General features: G+C 73.1%; 12 protein-coding genes. 8 read left to right on the forward strand and 4 right to left on the reverse strand.

Going from position 1 to position 17,054, the window contains the following annotated elements; translation table 11 throughout:
- Nucleotides 1-431 precede the first annotated feature (431 nt).
- The 5 genes from ABD369_RS38075 to ABD369_RS38095 all read left to right on the forward strand — a co-directional run bounded on the left by ABD369_RS38075 (nucleotide 432) and on the right by ABD369_RS38095 (nucleotide 9,628).
- Nucleotides 432-3,380, forward strand: coding sequence for a helix-turn-helix transcriptional regulator (locus tag ABD369_RS38075; RefSeq protein WP_344641230.1), 2,949 nt, complete (start codon nucleotides 432-434; stop codon nucleotides 3,378-3,380).
- Nucleotides 3,381-3,570: 190 nt separating this feature from the next.
- Nucleotides 3,571-3,981 (forward strand): hypothetical protein, encoded by a 411-nt coding sequence (locus tag ABD369_RS38080; RefSeq protein ID WP_344641231.1) that lies wholly within the window; start codon nucleotides 3,571-3,573, stop codon nucleotides 3,979-3,981.
- 284 nt (nucleotides 3,982-4,265) lie between these two features.
- Complete coding sequence (locus ABD369_RS38085) at nucleotides 4,266-4,718, forward strand: DUF485 domain-containing protein (RefSeq protein ID WP_344641232.1); 453 nt, start codon at nucleotides 4,266-4,268, stop codon at nucleotides 4,716-4,718.
- Between the two features lie 11 nt (nucleotides 4,719-4,729).
- Complete coding sequence (locus tag ABD369_RS38090) at nucleotides 4,730-6,346, forward strand: solute symporter family protein (protein WP_344641240.1); 1,617 nt, start codon at nucleotides 4,730-4,732, stop codon at nucleotides 6,344-6,346.
- A gap of 441 nt (nucleotides 6,347-6,787) precedes the next feature.
- The gene (locus ABD369_RS38095) at nucleotides 6,788-9,628 is read left to right on the forward strand and encodes an AfsR/SARP family transcriptional regulator (protein ID WP_344641233.1); all 2,841 of its coding nucleotides are present in this window, start codon (nucleotides 6,788-6,790) and stop codon (nucleotides 9,626-9,628) included.
- 73 nt (nucleotides 9,629-9,701) lie between these two features.
- Here the strand turns inward: ABD369_RS38095 and ABD369_RS38100 are convergent, their stop codons facing one another.
- From ABD369_RS38100 to ABD369_RS38115, 4 genes are all read right to left on the reverse strand, one after another.
- Nucleotides 9,702-10,406, reverse strand: coding sequence for a ribonuclease H family protein (locus ABD369_RS38100; protein WP_344641234.1), 705 nt, complete (start codon nucleotides 10,404-10,406; stop codon nucleotides 9,702-9,704).
- 151 nt (nucleotides 10,407-10,557) lie between these two features.
- Nucleotides 10,558-11,070: an RNA-guided endonuclease InsQ/TnpB family protein gene (locus ABD369_RS38105; protein WP_344641235.1), complete on the reverse strand. Its 513-nt coding sequence runs from the start codon at nucleotides 11,068-11,070 to the stop codon at nucleotides 10,558-10,560.
- Complete coding sequence (locus ABD369_RS38110; RefSeq protein ID WP_344641236.1) at nucleotides 10,992-12,497, reverse strand: sensor histidine kinase; 1,506 nt, start codon at nucleotides 12,495-12,497, stop codon at nucleotides 10,992-10,994. The genes ABD369_RS38105 and ABD369_RS38110 overlap by 79 nt, the downstream gene beginning before the upstream one ends.
- Before the next feature lies 1 nt (nucleotide 12,498).
- Nucleotides 12,499-13,161 (reverse strand): response regulator transcription factor, encoded by a 663-nt coding sequence (locus tag ABD369_RS38115; protein WP_344641237.1) that lies wholly within the window; start codon nucleotides 13,159-13,161, stop codon nucleotides 12,499-12,501.
- Between the two features lie 240 nt (nucleotides 13,162-13,401).
- On the opposite strand from ABD369_RS38115, the gene ABD369_RS38120 reads away from it, so the two are divergent.
- Genes ABD369_RS38120 through ABD369_RS38130 form a run of 3 tightly spaced genes read left to right on the forward strand, consistent with a single transcriptional unit; the run spans nucleotide 13,402 to nucleotide 15,993 of the window.
- Entirely contained in the window at nucleotides 13,402-14,601 is a 1,200-nt protein-coding gene (locus ABD369_RS38120; protein ID WP_344641238.1) for a cytochrome P450, read from the forward strand.
- Between the two features lie 28 nt (nucleotides 14,602-14,629).
- Complete coding sequence (locus ABD369_RS38125) at nucleotides 14,630-14,824, forward strand: ferredoxin (RefSeq protein ID WP_344641239.1); 195 nt, start codon at nucleotides 14,630-14,632, stop codon at nucleotides 14,822-14,824.
- An 8-nt stretch (nucleotides 14,825-14,832) separates the two neighbouring features.
- The gene (locus tag ABD369_RS38130) at nucleotides 14,833-15,993 is read left to right on the forward strand and encodes an NAD(P)/FAD-dependent oxidoreductase (RefSeq protein ID WP_344641241.1); all 1,161 of its coding nucleotides are present in this window, start codon (nucleotides 14,833-14,835) and stop codon (nucleotides 15,991-15,993) included.
- Nucleotides 15,994-17,054 lie beyond the last annotated feature (1,061 nt).

The following is a 17,054-nucleotide window of genomic DNA, read 5'->3' on the forward strand; positions in this document are numbered from 1 at the left end:
GCGACATCGCCGAGGGCCGCGAGGTCGGCGACACCACCACCCTCGCCGACTCCTCGGTGATGAACCTGATCCAGTCACAGCTACCGTCCGGCAACACCGAGGACTGATCGCACGGACTCCCGGAGCGCGCAACCCCGCCGGCGGAGGGGGATGCGCGCTCCGGCCATGGGTGATCCCGGCGGACGGGACCGGCCGGCCGATTACCGATCACTTACAAACGCATGGCGGCCGGGCGGCAGAATCCGCGGCGAGCGAGCACTGCCGCCGGTCCCCCACACCGGCGCGTGCCCGCCGGTGTCCGCCACTCCCCGAGCCCGCACGGGGCCGCCCCCTGGTCACGGCCGCACAGCCCGGCCGGCGGAGACCGAACCCCGCCAGCCCGTTCCCGAGTCACGTCGAGCGATCTTGTACCCCCACACCCCGTTCCACCCGTGTCCGCAGCCGCCCTGCCGTCGCCGGCCGGACGTCCACCGGGCAACCCGCGCTCGGAGCCGTCGGGGGTACCCGTGCTGATCGGCCGTGAGGACCAGCTTCAGGCCCTGGTACGGGTGCTCTCCGAGCAGGGCACCGGAGGGGCGAGCGCCCTGGTCGAGGGTGACCACGGGAGCGGCAAGAGCGCTCTGCTGCGGGCCGTGCTGGACCAGGTGCGCCGGGACGGCGACCTCGTGCTGGTCGCGTCCGGGGAGGCGTCGGAGCGCGGCTTCGCGTTCGGCGTCGTCCGGCAGCTGTTCGAGCGCGCCGTCGCCGCGGAGTCCGAGGAGTCCCGGCAGGCGCTGTTCGCCGGACACACCACGGCGGCAGCCCGGTTGCTCGAACCACCGGCGGACACGACGGCGGCGGAGGGGACCGCCCCGGATGACGAGGCGCTGCTCAACGGCCTGTACTGGCTGGCGGTCCGCCTCAGCGAACGCGGCCGCCTGGTCCTCGTCATCGACGACCTGCACTGGGCCGATCCGGCCTCGCTGCGTTGGCTGCACTACCTCCTGCGGCGCGCCGGCAACCTGCCGCTGACCGTGCTCGCCACGCTGGCGCCGGGCGCCGCCGCACTGGAGGCCGCCGATCCGGGATCCGCCGACCGACTCGGCGCCGTCCACCGGCTGTTCCGCCACCGCCTCGCCCTGCCCGCCCTGGGAGCGGAGGCGGTGGCGGCGATCGTCCAGAAGACGTTGGGCCCCGGGGTCGCACCGTCCTTCGCGGCCGCCTGCCGTTCCGCGACGGGTGGGAACTCCTACCTGCTGCACGCCCTGCTGAGCGCCGTCGGCGCGGCGCGGCCGGACCTCGGATCGCTGACCGGGGAGCAGCTCGGGAGCCTGCTGCCACCGGCGGTCGGCCGCGCCGTCCTCGGGCTGGTCGCCTCGGCGGGTGCGGACGCCGTCGCCGTCGTCCGGGCCACGGCCGTGCTCGGCGGCGACGGGTCGGCCGTCGACCTGGTCGCCGGGGTCGCCGGGCTGTCCCAGCCGGCGGCCGAGGACGCCGTCCACACCCTCGTCCACGCCGGTCTGCTGGTCCGGACCGAGGACGAGATCGGTTTCAGCTGCCCGCTGGTCGCCGAGGCGGTCGCGGACGCAGTCCGCCCGAGCCGCCGGCAGGAGCTGCACGGCCGCGCCGCGCGGCTGCTGCTCGAGGGGGACGCCCCGCTCACGGAGGTCGCCGGGCATCTGATGCACGGTCCGGTCGGCGACGGGTGCACGGCCGAAGTGCTGCGCGGGGCGGCGTCCCAGGCGACCCGTCAGGGCCGGCCGGAGCAGGCCGTGCTGTTCCTGCGCCGGGCGCTGCGCGAGCCGCTCTCCGAGGCCACCCGGGCATCCCTGCTGATCGGCCTCGGTGGGGCCGAGCTGGCCTCGAACGTCCCGGCGGCGGTCGGCCACTTCCAGCGCGGCCTGGAGCTGTCCCGTGACCCGGTCGAGCGGACTGCGGCCGCCCGGCGGCTGTCCGCGGCCCTGTTCGCCCTCGACCGCTATCCCGAGGGGCTGGCCGCGCTCACCGGTACCAGCGCGGCACTGCACGATCTGGATCCCGCGAACGCGCTGCGCCTGGAGGTCGACTTCATCTATGGCAGCCTGAGCCAGGCGGCCTCCGCCACCTCGGTGCTGCGCCGGCTGCACGAGTTGAGCCCCGAGGACGCCGAGGGCAGCACGGTGGAGCGGCTGCTGGCCGCGCTGCTGAGTGTGCGTGCGATGATGACGGGCAGTGACTCCGAAGCGGCGGTCCGGTACGCCCGGCAGGCGCTGGTCCACGGTCTGAATCCGGTGGACGACGAATCCGGCGTGTACATGGGCGCGCTTCTCGCCCTCGGCGCGGCGGGCCGGTCGGAGCTGGCCCTGACCTACGCCGACGCCGCCCTCGATGCCGCCCGCGCACGCGGATCCGGCTTCGCGTACGCGGTCGCCAGCAGCGCCCGGGCCAGGGTGCACTGCCGGCTCGGCCGGGTGGCGGACTGCCGGGCCGACGCGGCGAACGCCCTGGAGGCGCTGGAGGAGACGGGCATAGATCTGCGGCACAGCCACTGCATCGCACCGCTCGCCATCCTGATGGACGCCCTGACCAAGCAGGGCAAGGTGGAGTACGCGGCCGAACTCCTGGAGCGGGGCGGTCTGTCCGGAGACCTGAACGGGCACTGGACCAACGACTACGTGCTGCTGGTCCGGGGCCGCCTGCGGGTCGCCCAGGGCCGGCTGCGCGACGGCCTCGCCGACTTCCTGCTGTGCGGGCGGCGGGCGCAGGCCCGCGGCATGCCGGGGCCGAGCGTCCTGCCGTGGCGCTCCGAGGCCGCGTTGGCCCTCCTCGCACTCGGGGAGACCGACGCGGCCCGGAAGGCGGCCGAGGAGGAGCTGCGGTCGGCCCGCGAGTGGGGTGTGCCGGAGATCGTCGGCGTGGCGCTGCGCGCCACGGGCCTGGTGACCGGCGGCGCGCGCGGACTGGAGCTGCTCGCCGAGGCGAGCGAGCTGCTGGCGGAGACCTCCGCACAGCTCTGCTACGCACAGGCACTGGCCGACCTGGGCGCGCGGCTCCGGCTGGCCGGCCGGGCGGGCGAGGCCCGGGACCATCTCCGCCGGGCGGCCAGCGTCGCGCACCGGCTCGGCGCGGACGCGGTGGCCGAACGCGCCCTGGACGAGCTGCGCGCGGCAGGCGACCGGCCGCGCACCCGCGCTTTCCAGGGCGTGGAAGCGCTCACCCCCACCGAGCGGCGGGTCGCGGGCCTGGCGGCGAAGGGCATGACCAACCGTGAGATCGCCCAGCACCTCTTCGTGGGGCTGCGCACCGTGGAGGTCCACCTCACCAACACCTACGGCAAGCTCGGCATAGACGGGCGGCCCCGCCTCGCGGAGACTCTGTGCCGGGAGGCGGCCGTGGCGGCCGCCCCGGCTTCCGAACCGTAGCGGGCCGGCTCGTCCGGTCGGCGCGCCGGCCGGCCCCAGGCCCCCGTACACCGACCGAAACGTCCGCAGGAGCCGAAAGCCTTCGGTACCGACCGTCATCCGCCCCGGCCCGCCGCTGCCTAGGTTGGGCTGCCGGACCACGCCCGCCGTCCGAGCTGCGGCGGGCCGCGACGGCGTGGAGGAACGGCGGATGACGCTGCGCAAGGCGACGATGGTGAAGCGGGTCGAGGAGGCGGTGCGGCTGATCGACCCGGCGGATCCGCCGATCGCCACCTTCGGTGTCTTCCCCGGCCGCAGCCCGTGGGTGACCTGCATCCTTCTCGACGGCGTGGTCCGCGACTCCTACTTCGTCACCGTCACCGCCCGTGCCGTCCACGTCCATGACGTCGCCCCGCGCTACCGGCCGGGCGGACTGGTGCACTCCCTCAGCCGAGACGATGCGGCGCAGCGGATCGCCGGCCTCCGCCACCGTTTGCTCTGGAGCTCCTTCCACTTCCTGTTGCCCGGCGACACCGTCCCCACCCCGATGAACGTGCGCCGTGTGCGGCGTCCGGAGCTGGAGCGGTTCACCGCGGCACTGGCCGAGCCCCGACAGCCGTAACACGTGCGGCCGCGGCACCGAAAGGACAGAGTTGACGGACCGAAAGGTCTGGTCCAGGTGCGGCCGGCCGGTTGCCGCCCGGTGTCGGCGGCTGGTGCGATGAGCCCCGGACGGACTTCCCCGGAACGTACCCCGTCGGCGGATCCACCCGCGCTCGCGGACCGCTCCCCGACCACCCGTCGGTCACCTCCGATGCCCTCATCGGACTGGCCGCCGACCGTCGCACCCGCGGGCCGCGCCACCGCCGAACCGGCCCGGCCCGCGCACCATCTCACGGAGAAGAAATGCTCAACACAAGTCCACCCCAAGGGAGTTCGCAAGCCGATGCACCCTGTGACTGCCGATCGGCCGCCGAGTGCGAGGCGGATCGCCTGACCAGGTACCAGGCCGTCGCGAACGGCGAGGCCGTCACCCTGCTCCGTCGCCGCTACCGGCGGTTCGCGGCCTGGATGACGGTGCTCTTCCTGGCCGTGTACCTCTCGTACGTGCTGCTGTCGGGCTACGCGCACCGTCTGATGGCCGTCAGGGTCGTCGGCACCGTCAACGTCGCCTTCGTCGCCGGGCTGCTCCAGTTCGCCATGACCTTCCTGATCGCCTGGCTGTACACCCGGTACGCGGCGACCCGGCTCGACCCGGTGGCCGAGCGGGCGCGGGCCGAGTTCGACGACACCCAGGACCACCAGGCGGGCGCCCGGCAGGGCGGCCGCGACCCGGAAGGCAGCACGTGCGCACGGTGACCCTCGACCAGATGTCCCTGGCGGCCGGAGCGGGCGCGGGCGCGCACCGGTCCCTGATCATCGGCATCTTCCTCGCCTTCGTCCTGGTGACCCTCGGCATCACGCTCTGGGCCGGCCGGCGCACCAGCGGCACCGCCGACTTCTTCGCCGGCGGGCGCTCGTTCACGGGCTTCCAGAACGGTCTGGCGATCTCCGGCGACTACATGTCCGCCGCCTCCTTCCTGGGCGTGACCGGGACGATCGCGCTGTTCGGCTACGACGGCTTCCTGTACTCGATCGGCTTCCTGGTGGCCTGGCTGGTGGCGCTGCTGCTGGTGGCCGAACCGCTGCGCAACTCCGGCCGGTTCACCATGGCCGACGTGCTGGCCTTCCGGATGCGCCGGCGCCCGGTGCGCACGGCCGCCGGGATCTCCACGATCGTGGTCTCCATCGTCTATCTGCTCGCGCAGATGGTCGGTGCCGGCTCACTGGTGGCACTGCTGCTCGGGGTGTCCGGCGGCACGGCCAAGCAGGTGATCATCCTCGGGGTGGGCGCGCTGATGATCCTCTACGTCACGGTCGGCGGCATGAAGGGCACCACCTGGGTGCAGATCGTCAAGGCCGCGCTGTTGATGGCCGGGACGGCGCTGCTGACCGTGCTGGTGCTGCACCGCTTCGGCTGGAACATCTCCACCCTGCTCGGCGCGGCCGGCCATGCCGGCGGCAAGGGTTCGGCCTTCCTGGAGCCCGGGCTCAAGTACGGCGCGACCTCCGTCAGCAAGCTGGACTTCCTCAGCCTGGGCGTCGCCCTGGTGCTCGGGACGGCGGGCCTGCCGCACATCCTGGTCCGCTTCTACACGGTGCCCACCGCCAAGGCGGCCCGCCACTCGGTGAACTGGGCCATCGTCATCATCGGCGCGTTCTACCTGATGACCGTGGTGCTGGGCTTCGGCGCCACCGCGCTGGTCGGCCCCAAGGCCATCAAGGCGTCCAACCCGGCCGGCACCACCGCGGTGCCGATGCTCGCCGAGCGGCTCGGCGGCGGGGCGGGGAGCACTGGCGGAGCCGTCCTGCTGTCGGTGATCTCGGCGGTCGCGTTCGCCACCATCCTGGCCGTGGTCGCCGGACTCACCCTGGCCTCGTCCTCCTCATTCGCACACGACCTGTACGCCCAGGTGATCCGCAAGGGCCGGGCCACCGAGAAGCAGGAGCTGCGGGCGGCGCGGCTGGCCGCGTTCGGGATCGGCGCGGTGTCCGTCGTGCTGAGCATGTTCGCCGACAAGCTCAACACCGCCGCGCTGGTCGCCCTGGCCTTCGCCATCGCCGCCTCGGCCAACCTGCCGACCATCCTGTACAGCCTCTTCTGGAAGCGCTTCAACACCCGCGGCGCACTGTGCAGCATCTACGGTGGCCTGCTGACCTCGGTGGTCCTGGTGGTCTTCTCGCCGGTGCTGTCGGGCAAGCCGACCTCGCTGCTGCCGCACGCGGACTTCGCCTGGTTCCCGCTGGAGAACCCCGGTCTGGTCTCCATCCCGGTCGGCTTCCTGCTCGGCTGGGCGGGCACCCTGCTGTCCCGGGGCGAGGCCGACCAAGCGGCCAAGTACGCCGAGCTGGAGGTCCGTTCGCTCACCGGAGCCGGTGCGCACTAGCCCACTCCGTGGTTACGTGGTGCCGCTGCCGTCGCCGACGGCAGCGGCACCCGCCTTGGGGGCAAACCCGCCCTGCCGGGAGGCTGACCTGTCCACCATGCGGACGGCGGACGACACACCCGGCGCGGACGACGGGACGTCCGGCCCGTTCGTCGTACCATTGCGTGCCGCCGCCACCGGACGCCGCTCGTCGGCGGTACGGCGGCGTGGCGGCGGATGTGAACGGGACTCATACGAACGGTGCGCCCGTGACAGTGCGCCCGCCATGGCCGATCCGCCGCGTCGCACCCCACCGCCGTCCGACCCGCCCTCCGGAGGGCGACGTCCGCGCCTTACGGGGAGGGCCGCCGGGTGGGCGCACGACGACAACCGGTGAACGCCGCGGGCACGGCGACGGCCGCGTGAGGGAACTCGGATGACAGGCACGGGGAGCACGGACAGGTGGATGGACTGAAGGTCGCGGTGCTGGGTCCGCTGCGGGCGTGGCGTGCCGGCAGCGAGCTGGACACCGGCTCGGCCCAGCAGCGCGCGGTCCTGGCCGCCCTCGCGCTCCGCAGCGGCCGGGTGGTCTCGGTGGAGGAGCTGTCCCTGGGGATCTGGGGCTGGAATCCGCCCGCCAGCTCGGCGGTGGCCCTGCGCAACCACATCTCGCGTCTGCGGGCCGCGCTGGAGACCGAACCCCGCGCGCCCCGACTGCTGGTCTCGGTGGCCGGCGGCTACACGCTGCGGCTGGACGAGGACGCACTGGACGCGAGCCGCAGCGAGCGGCTGGCCACCGAGGCCGAGCGTGCCGCCCGGACCGGCGACCGGCCCGAGGCCGCCCGACTGCTCGGCGAGGCGCTCGACCTCTGGCAGGGCGTTCCGCTGACGGGCGTGCCGGGCGAGTACGCCGAGCGGCAGCGCGAGCGGCTGACCGAGCGGCGCCTGGCACTGCTGGAGACCCGGCTCGGCCTGGAACTCGAACTCGGCCGCCACGCCCGGTCCGTCGCGGAGCTGACCGCTCTCGCCGACGAGCACCCGATGCGCGAAGGCCTGCGGGCGCTTCAGATGCTCGCCCTGTACCGCTCCGGACGCCAGGCCGACGCGCTGGCCGCGTACGACCGCACCAGACGCAGCCTCACCGAGGAACTCGGGCTCGACCCGGGCCCGGAGCTGGTACGGCTGCACCAGCGCATCCTGCGCACCGACCCCGAGCTGGCGGCTCCGGGCGCCCAGCCGTCGGCGCCTGCCGCACCACCGGTCGCGGCCTGGCTGCCGCCAGCCCAACTCCCTCTGGACGTACCCGACTTCACCGGCCGCACCGAGGTGATCGCGGAGCTGGACGAGGCGCTGGCCCGTCCGTCGGCCGGTGTCGGCACGGCCGCCGCCGTCTGCGTGATCCACGGCATGGGCGGGGTGGGCAAGACCACGCTCGCCGTGCACGCCGCACACCGCGCCCGCGGATCCTTCCCCGAGGGACAGCTCCACGCCGACCTGCGCGGGGCCAGCGCCAAGCCGGCCGACCCGTACGTCGTCCAGGGGCTGTTCCTGCGGGCCCTGGGCGTACCGCCCGAGAACATCCCGAGCAGTCCGCTGGACCGGACCGCGTTGTACCGAACCAGGCTGGCGGGCCGTCGGCTGCTGGTCCTGCTGGACAACGCGGCCGACACCGAGCAGGTGGAGCCGTTGCTTCCGGGCACTGCGGAGTGTGCGGTGCTGGTCACCAGCCGCGCACCGCTGGCCTGTCTCCCGGTCACCAGCCGCACCGCCCTGGAGCCGTTCACCGAATGGGAGGCACTGGACCTGCTGGAGCGGATCACGGGCTCCACCCGGCTGACCCGCGAGCCGGAGGCCGCGCGGGCCCTGGTGAACACCTGCGGCCTGCTGCCGCTCGCCGTACGGATCGCCGCCTCCCGGTTGGCCGCCCGCCCGCGCTGGACGGTCGCCTCGCTGGCCGACCGGCTGGCGGACCGGCCTCGCAGGCTCTCCGAACTGGAAACCGGCAGCCTCGCGGTGGACGCGGCCTTCCAGGTCGGGTACGCCGCTCTCGACCCGGCCCAGGCGCGGGCCTTCCGCCTGCTCGCCATCCCCGAGACACCCGACCTGTCGCCCGGTACCGCCGCCGCCGTCCTGGACTGCACCGACGTCATGGCGGAGGAGGTCCTGGAGTCGCTGGCCGACGCCGGGCTGCTCGAACCCGGCGACGTGGGCCGCTACCGCTATCACGACCTCGTCCGGCTCTTCGCCCGCCACCGCACCCTGGAGGCCGACCCGCCCCAGGAGCGGCAGGCCGCCCTCAGCCGGCTGGCGCGCTGCCACCTCGCCGGGACCAGCGCCGCACTGCGCAGTGAGCGCCCCTACAGCCGGCTCGCCGGCGCCCTGAACCCCGAGGTCCCGGACGGCCCGCAGTTCACCAGCGCCGCCGAGGCCCAGCGCTGGGTGATCGAGGAACTGGCCGGGATGATCGGTCTGGCGACCCAGATCCTGCAGCATCCCACCCGCCCGGCCGGCCTCGACGATGCGCGCGTGATCGCCGCCACGCTGACCGCCATGGTCCCGTTCACCGACCTGTGCGTGCCGTGGCGCCTGGTGGTGCCGATCGGCCAGGACCTGCGCCGGATCGCGGAGCAGGCGGCAGACCCGGACGTGGCCGCGAACGCCGGCGTGGTGCTCGCCGTGGCGTACGCGCACACCGGACGCCACGAGGAGGCCCGCGAGGCGGCGCTGCGGGCCTGGCGGACCCGGGAGCAGCACGACGACGGCGTCTTTCCGCACCGGCTGCGCTACACGATGGGCGCCGTGGCCGCGTTGGACCCCGGGTCGGTGGACGAGGCGGTCGATCACTTCGCGCAGGCCCGCACGCTCGCGCGGCGCGCCGGCGAAGCCGGATTCGAGGCGCAGTGCGCGCTGGGTCTGGCTCAGACACACCTTGCGCGGCACGACTACGCCGCGGCGCTGAAGGAGGGGCGGGCCGCGCTCGCCCACTTCTCCGCCACCTCCTGCCACCTCCCCGCCACGCTCGCGCTGCGCACCCTCGGCCAGGCGCTGCACGGCCTCGGCCGGCACGACGACGCCGTGGCGCGGTACCGGGAGGCGCTCGCCATGTGTGACACCCTCGGCCTGCGGAGCCAGCGCGCTCCCACACTGCTGGCCTGTTCCGTCGCGCATCTGGACGCCGGACGACACGCCGAGGCGGCCTCACTCGCCGGCCAGGCCGTGGCCCTCTTCGCCGACCTCGGCGATCCGGCCGGGCAGCAGCGGGCCGAGGACGTGGTCCGCCGCGCCGGCTCCGAAAGCCCCTGACGGTCGGGCCAGGTCGTGGCCCGGGCCCACGGACCGGGCCGTCCACCGCCCGGGCCTGGAGCCGATCCCGTGGTCAGGCGCCGGCACCCGCACACTGCGGGTGGCCCCAACTGCTGCCCACCTTGGTGATCTTGTCGCCCTTGGCGTAGGGGCGGGTGCACGGGCACGTCCCGGGGAAACGCGCGGACAGGGTGCGCGAGCCGCCCGCGGAACTCCGCTTCGTCGCGGAGGAGGACGACGAGGCGGACGAGGCCGACGGGCGTCCACGACGCGGTGCGGAACTCGGAACCGGGTCCGGTACCGGGAGGTCGGCAGCGGTCCCACCCGCGCCTTCCTGGGTACGGGCGGCGTCGCTGGCGGCCTTGTCCGCGATGGCGTTCAGCGGATCGCCGTCCACCTGGTGGGCGGGGACGTACACGAAGGTGACGTCCCGCCCCTCCAGGAGCGCGTCGATGTCCTGGATCAGCTCGCGGTTGGCCACCGACTTGCCGGCCGCGGTCTTCCAGCCGTTGCGCTTCCACCCCACCAGCCACTTCGTCACCGCGTCGCGGGTGTACGTGCTGTCGAGGCGGACCTCCAGCGGTACGGCGGGATCCGTCGCGCCCAGCAGCTGCTGCAACGCCGTCAGCTCGCCGATGTTGTTGGTGCTGCGCCCGAGCGGACCGGACTGCCAGCGCTGCGGTACCCCGGCGCTGTCCGCGACCACGTAGGCCCAGGCTGCCGGACCCGGGTTGCCCTTGGCAGCTCCGTCACAGGCTGCGATGACTCGTTCGACCATGCACCGATCATGCCAGGGCGCGGCAGGGCCGGGCCAAACCCGCGCTCGGCCGCCTCGCCTGCGGACGGCGCGCTGAGGTTCCGGACCGGCGGTCCGTCACCGGCGCCGCTCACCGCGCGGCGGGCAGGGTCATGTTGACATCCTCTCCCGGCTAAACCCGGGGGATTCCTCCCGCGCCTGCGGCACGGACGCCCGTGGGTCGCAGGTCGCCGAGGTGGGTTCCCCGTTCGACGGGCCGTGCCTGGCGTGGGATCGCCACGCCAGGACTGACCGGCCCTCCAGGGGCGTTTAGCCTGTCCGCCTGCCCGGCGGCCAGGATGTTCCGAGCGGCGTTGAGGTCACGGTCATGCAGCACACCGCACGCTGAGCAGGCCCACTCGCGTACGGCGAGGGGCTTGGGTCCGTCGCTGTGTCCGCACTGCGAACACAGCTGGGAGGACGGGAACGCGCGGTTGACGATGCCGACGTGGCGCCCGTACCGGGCCGCTTTCTCTTCGAGCAGCCTGCGGAAGGCCGCCCATCCGGCGTCGTGGACGGACTTGGCGAGCCGTCCCCGCGCGAGGCCGCGCAAATCACTCCGCCGCTTCACGGCTCCGACCCAAGGACCCTCCCCCACCCTCCGGGCGGGGGGACCCCCATCTCCCCGACCTGAAGCCCGGGGCATCCTGGGAGAACAAAGGTGAAGATGCTGCCCTCGCCCGGTGCCGTCCGCACGGAGACCTTGCCGCCGTGGGCTTCGGCGATCGACTTGACGATGCCGAGGCCGAGGCCGGTGCCCCCGCTGCCGGGGGCGCGGGAGTCGTCACCCCGGTAGAAGCGCTCGAAGACACGGCTCGCGGTCTCACCGTCCATGCCGGGACCTTCGTCGGCGACCGTCAGCTCCACCGTGCCCTCGTGGGGCAGCGCACGTACCGCCACGACGGCCGGTGTGCCGGGCGGTGTGTGCCGCAGCACGTTGTTCAGCAGGTTGCCCAGGACCTGCCGCAGCCTCTCCTCGTCGCCCCGGGCCATCACGCGGCCCGGGACGTCCAGGGTGATCGGGCGGTCGGGGTCGAGGACGAGGGTGTCGCAGACCGCGTACCCGGCCAGGGCGCCCAGGTCTACCGGTGCGCTGGCCAGCGGGCGGCCCTGGTCGAGCCGGGCGAGCAGCAGCAGTTCCTCGACCATGGCGTGCATCCGGGCCGCCTCGCTCTCGATCCGCAGCATGGCGCGGTCGAGCAGTTCGGGGTCACGGGCCAGTCCGTGCAGATGGAGTTGGGCCCACCCTCTGATCGAGGTCAGCGGGGTGCGCAGCTCGTGCGAGGCGTCGGCCACGAACTGCCTCAGCCGCTCCTCGGAGCGCTGCCGCGCGTCGAAGGCCCGGTTGAGGGCGGTGCCGACCTCCCCCAACTCGCTGTGTTGCTGGGCGACTTGGATGCGCTGGCCGAGGTCCCCGTCGGCGATCGCGGTGGCGGTGCCGGCCATGTCCCGCAGCGGGCGCAGGCTCACCCGCAGCACGCCTCGGCCGACCAGGGCGATCCCCGCCAGTACGGTGAGGGTCGCGACGGCGTCGGCGCAGACCAGCCAGTACACGACGTCGTCGCCGGGCCCGAGGCTGGTCGCGGCCACCACGGTGCTGAACGGCTCCAGGGACGCGCCGGGTGCCGTCCGGAGCATCGCCCGCGTGCCGACGGAGAAGACCAGCGTGCGGTACCTGACCGTGGGTGCGCCCCGGCCGGAGACCGTCACGGCGTGCCGGGCGTACCCGTCGGGGATCGGGTCGGGCAGGTCGGGACGCGGGATGGGGCGGCCGCTGAAGTCCTGCGCCGGGGTCTGGGCCACCACCCGGCCGTGCCCGTCGAGCAGCACGACGTAGGCACCGCCGGGCATCAGGGAGTTGACGTCCGCTGCGCTGATCGGTGTCGTCCGGCCCGTGACGTGCTGCTCGACGGTGGCGCGGGCCTTGGTGAGCTGGGCGTCGGCGGCGTCGATGAGGTACAGCCGCAGGGCGAGCAGCGAGGCGGCGTTGACGGCCACCATGCCGAGGGCCGCGAGCAGGATCACCCCGGTCATCAGCCGCGCCCGCAGCGAGCCGCGCCAGGCGGTGGTCATCTCACTCGCCTCCCGGTAACCGCAGGCTGTAGCCGAAGCCGCGCACGGTGTGGATCAGGGCCGGCGGCTGCGCGTCCAGCTTCGCCCGGAGCCGGGAGACCAGTTTCTCGACCACGCTCTCGCCGAAGTGGTGCTGCCAGACGTGGTCCATGATCTGCTCCTTCGACACCACGTGGTCGGCGTTGACCAGCAGGTAGCGCAGGAGCCTGTACTCGGTCGGCGACAGGCCGACCAGGCGGTCGCCGCGGTGAACCCGCCTGCTGCGCTCGTCCATGGTCAGATCCGCGAAGTGCAGGACCGGGCCCCGCCCCGGCGTGGTACGGGTCCGGCGCAGCAGGGCGTGCACCCTGGCCAGCAGTTCGGGGAGGCTGAACGGCTTGGTGAGGTAGTCGTCGCCGCCGGTGGCGAAGCCCGTCACCCGGTCCTCGACCGAGTCCCGTGCGGTGAGGAACAGTACGGGAATCCTTGCGCCGTTCTCGATCAGCCGCCGGCAGACGGTGAAGCCGTCCAGGTCGGGCAGCATCACGTCCAGCACCAGCAGGTCCAAGGGCGCCGCCTGGTAGGCGCGCAGGGCGGCGGCGCCGCTGTTCGCGGTCGCGACCCGGTAGCCGGCCAGGCCCAGGGTGGTCTCCAGCAGTTCCGAGACCATCGGATCGTCGTCCACGACGAGCAGTCGCTGCCCGGTCCCTCGGGGCAGAGACGGGCCGTGGCCCGGTGAGGCGGAGTGCATAGCAGGTACCCATCACAAGATCGCGTGTCCGCGCTGACAACGCGTCACCGCGCCCGGGGGTTCCTGCGGGGTCCAGCACTGTCAGGCAACCGTCAGCTTCTCGACCGGCCGACGTCAGCGGGGTGGGGTTTGGTCGAGGTCGCAGCCCGAAGACCTGCAGGAAAGGACCTGTTCATGACCGGAACCGAGCCCGCCGCCAGGACCCAGCCGATGGCGCGGACCTGCCCGTTCGACCCGCCGCCGGAGTACCGGACGCTACGGGAGGAGGAGCCGGTCGCATCGGCGACCCTGCCCGACGGCCTGCCCGGCTGGCTGGTCACCCGGTACGAGGACGTACGGGCCGTCCTCTCCGACCCGCGGTTCAGCTCCCGCCGCCGGCAGATCCGGATCGGCGGGGACGTGCCGAAGGACGCGCCGGTGCCGCCGCCCGCCCCGGGGATGTTCATCATGACGGACCCGCCGGAGCACACCCGGTTCCGGCGGCTGCTCACCGGCCAGTTCACCGTGCGCCGGATGCAGCAGCTGGCCCCTGCCGTGGAGCAGATCGTGGCCGAGCGGCTGGCCGCGATGGCCGGCGCCGAGGGCCCGGTCGACCTGGTCCAGTCCTTCGCACTGCCGATCCCCTCGCTGGTCATCTGCGAGCTGCTCGGCGTGCCCTACAGCGACCGGGAGGAGTTCCAGCGGAACTCGGCCATGCTGCTGCGGATCGACGCGGGCCCCGAGGAGGTCCAGCAGGCGCAGCAGGCGATGAACCGGTTCATGCACCGCCTGGTGCTCGCCAAGCGCGCCGAGCCCGGCGACGACATCCTCAGCGGTCTGGTGAGTTCGGGCGGGCTCACCGACGAGGAGCTGGTCGGCGTCGGGGGGCTGCTGCTGATCGCCGGGCACGAGACCACCGCCAACATGATCGCGCTGAGTACCCTTTGCCTGCTGCGCAACCCCGACCAGCTGGACGCCCTGCGCGCCGACCCGTCGCTGATGGACGCCGCCGTCGAGGAGTTGCTGCGCTACCTCAGCGTCATCCAGTTCGGCATTCGCCGCACGGCCGCCGAGGACCTGGAGCTGAACGGGCAGCAGATCAAGGCCGGGACGACCGTGGTCGCCGCCATCCAGTCGGGCAACCGTGACGTGGCCCAGTTCCCCGGCGATCCCGACCGGTTGGACCTGCACCGGACCTACCGTCCGCACCTCGCCTTCGGCCACGGTATCCACCAGTGCCTCGGGCAGCAGCTGGCCCGGGTGGAGCTGAAGGCCGCCCTGACGGCCCTGTTCGACCGGTTCCCGACCCTGCGGCTGGCGGTGCCGGTGGAGGAGATCCCGATGCGCGACGACATGGTCGTCTACGGCGTCCACGAACTGCCCGTGACCTGGTAGGCGACGAGACGGAAGGAGTCGAACCCCGATGAACATCACCGTAGACGAGAACAGGTGCGTGGGAGCCGGCCAGTGCGTGCTCGCCGCGGCCGAGGTCTTCGACCAGCGCGAGGAGGACGGCATCGTGGTCCTGCTCGACGCCGATCCGCCGCAGGAGCTGGCGGCCCGGGTGAGGGAGGCCGCTGCCCGCTGTCCCGCGATGGCCATCGAGGTGGCCGGGTAGTGCCCGCTCTGGACCACATCCTCGTGGTGGGCGCGTCGGGCGCCGGGCTCACGGCGGCCGACGCCCTGCGGCGCGAAGGATTCACCGGCAGGCTCACCCTGGTCGGCGAGGAACCGCACCTGCCCTACGACCGGCCGCCGCTGTCCAAGCAGCTGCTGGCCGGCGAATGGCAACCCCGGGAGGCCACCCTGCGCCCGGAGACCGAGCTCCAACGGCTCCGGCTGGAGCTGCGATTGGGCTGCCGGGCTGCCGGCCTGGACCCCCTCGCCCGCACCGTGACCCTGACCGGCGGCGAGCGACTCGGCTACGACGGTCTGGTCATCGCCACCGGACTGCGTCCCCGCCGCCTGCCCTTCGGCCACGACCTGGCCGGTGTCCACGTGCTGCGCACTCTGGGCGACGCGCTCGCGCTACGGGATCAACTCCTTCCCGGGAACAGGGCCGTGGTGATCGGTGCCGGCTTTCTCGGCAGTGAGATCGCCGCCACCGCGCGCGGTCTTGGACTCGACGTCGACCTGGTCGACCTCGAGGCCACCCCACTGGCCGGACAAGTAGGCCCACAGATGGGCGAGTTGGTGGCCGACCTGCACCGCCGACAGGGTGTCCGGCTGCACCTGCGCCGCCGGGTCGCCGAGCTGACCGGTGAGCAGGGCCTGGTCACCACGGTGGTGCTCGACGACGGCACTCGCCTGCCGGCCGAGGTGGTGGTGGTCGCCATAGGCTCGGTGCCCGCCACCGACTGGCTGGCCGACTCCGGAATCCCGTTGGGCGACGGGGTGCTCTGCGATCCCACGTGCCAGGCCGCCCCCGGCGTCTACGCGGCCGGAGACGTCGCCAACTGGCCGCACCCGGCGGCAGGCGGCCGGGTGCGCCTGGAGCAACGCACCAACGCCACCCAGCAGGCCATCGCCGCCGCCAGGAACCTCCTCGCCGGCCCGGACGGCGCCACCCCGTACGCGCCGATCCCCTTCGGCTGGACCGACCAGTACGACACCAAGATCCAGATACACGGCTGGGCTCCCCCGGATGCCCGGGTCGAAGTCGTCGACGGCGACCCGCGGGCGGGCAGGTTCGTCGCCCGCTACCTCCGGGAGGGCCGCGTGGTGGGAGTGCTCGGCTGGAACAGCCCACGGGCGCTGCTCCGCTACCGCGGGCAGCTCACCGCATAGGAAGGCACGGCCGGGAGGGCCGGCGTCCAACGGCGTCGGACTGGGTCGGACCCGTACGCGGTTCCGCCCAAGTCCGGCCGGTTCCCCCAGCGCTCCGGAACCGCATCGACGGTGACCGTGCGCCGAGGGGCCGGCAGCCAGCGAGGCTGCGGCCGCGCTGGCACTGAGCAGAGAGAACTGGCGACGTGTGATCACTGGCCCTCCCGTGATGGGCGTGGGACAAATCCTGACAGAGGCTACTACTGCGAGCGAGTCGCGTTAGTCCTGCCGTGGGATGACTGGTGGGGTGAGCCGGATCCGGCGGTTGCCACGGGCTTGAGACCTCGGGTCGACGCGGACCTCGTACCGCACCTCGCATGTGCTCGAAAACGCCCCGCTCGACCGAGGCTCGCCCGGAACAAAACCCACTTGAACACGCGATTCGAACAGCACCATCGTCGACCCCGACCGTCAGCAGAACGGTATCCAACTCCGTTCAGCTGCAGTGCACTTCTCCGATTTCACCTGCGGTCCTTCCTACTCACGAGGAGGTCTGACATTGCCATAACCACCAGTACGTCTCCGCCGCCCGCATGTCCGCCGGCCAGCACGTGGTGCTCAGCGACGAGCACGACCGCTTCTTGCGGGCCGACCCCGGCGAACCACCGGCGGGCAGCGCCGAGGTGCGGCTTCTGTCGCCCCACCGCGGAGCCGTGCACGACCCCCCAGCCCTGGCCCGGCACCCCGGCCCGTACTCGGGCCGTCGTTCCGTCTCCATCCCCGCCGCGGAGGAGTTCGCATGGCACATCCCCCCACCATGGTCGTCGGTGTGCACTTCGTCGCCAACCGACCTCCACTTGGCATGTCTTGCGTTCGTGGAAGGTGGACGACGGCCACGAACAAATCGGCGACGTTAGGCTGTTGTGTCTGTGGTGGAGGGGGAGCTTGGTGGCCAATGCCGGGTTGGTGCATCAACTTCGGTTGTTGTATGCGCAGATGGGGGATCCGTGGTTGTTGGTCGGGGAGTTCCGCTCGAGTGTGGTTCTGGTGCCGAGGACTTCGGCGGGTCTGGTGTGGACCGG

The organism is Kitasatospora cystarginea, assembly GCF_039533515.1.
Taxonomy (GTDB): Bacteria; Actinomycetota; Actinomycetes; order Streptomycetales; family Streptomycetaceae; genus Kitasatospora; species Kitasatospora cystarginea.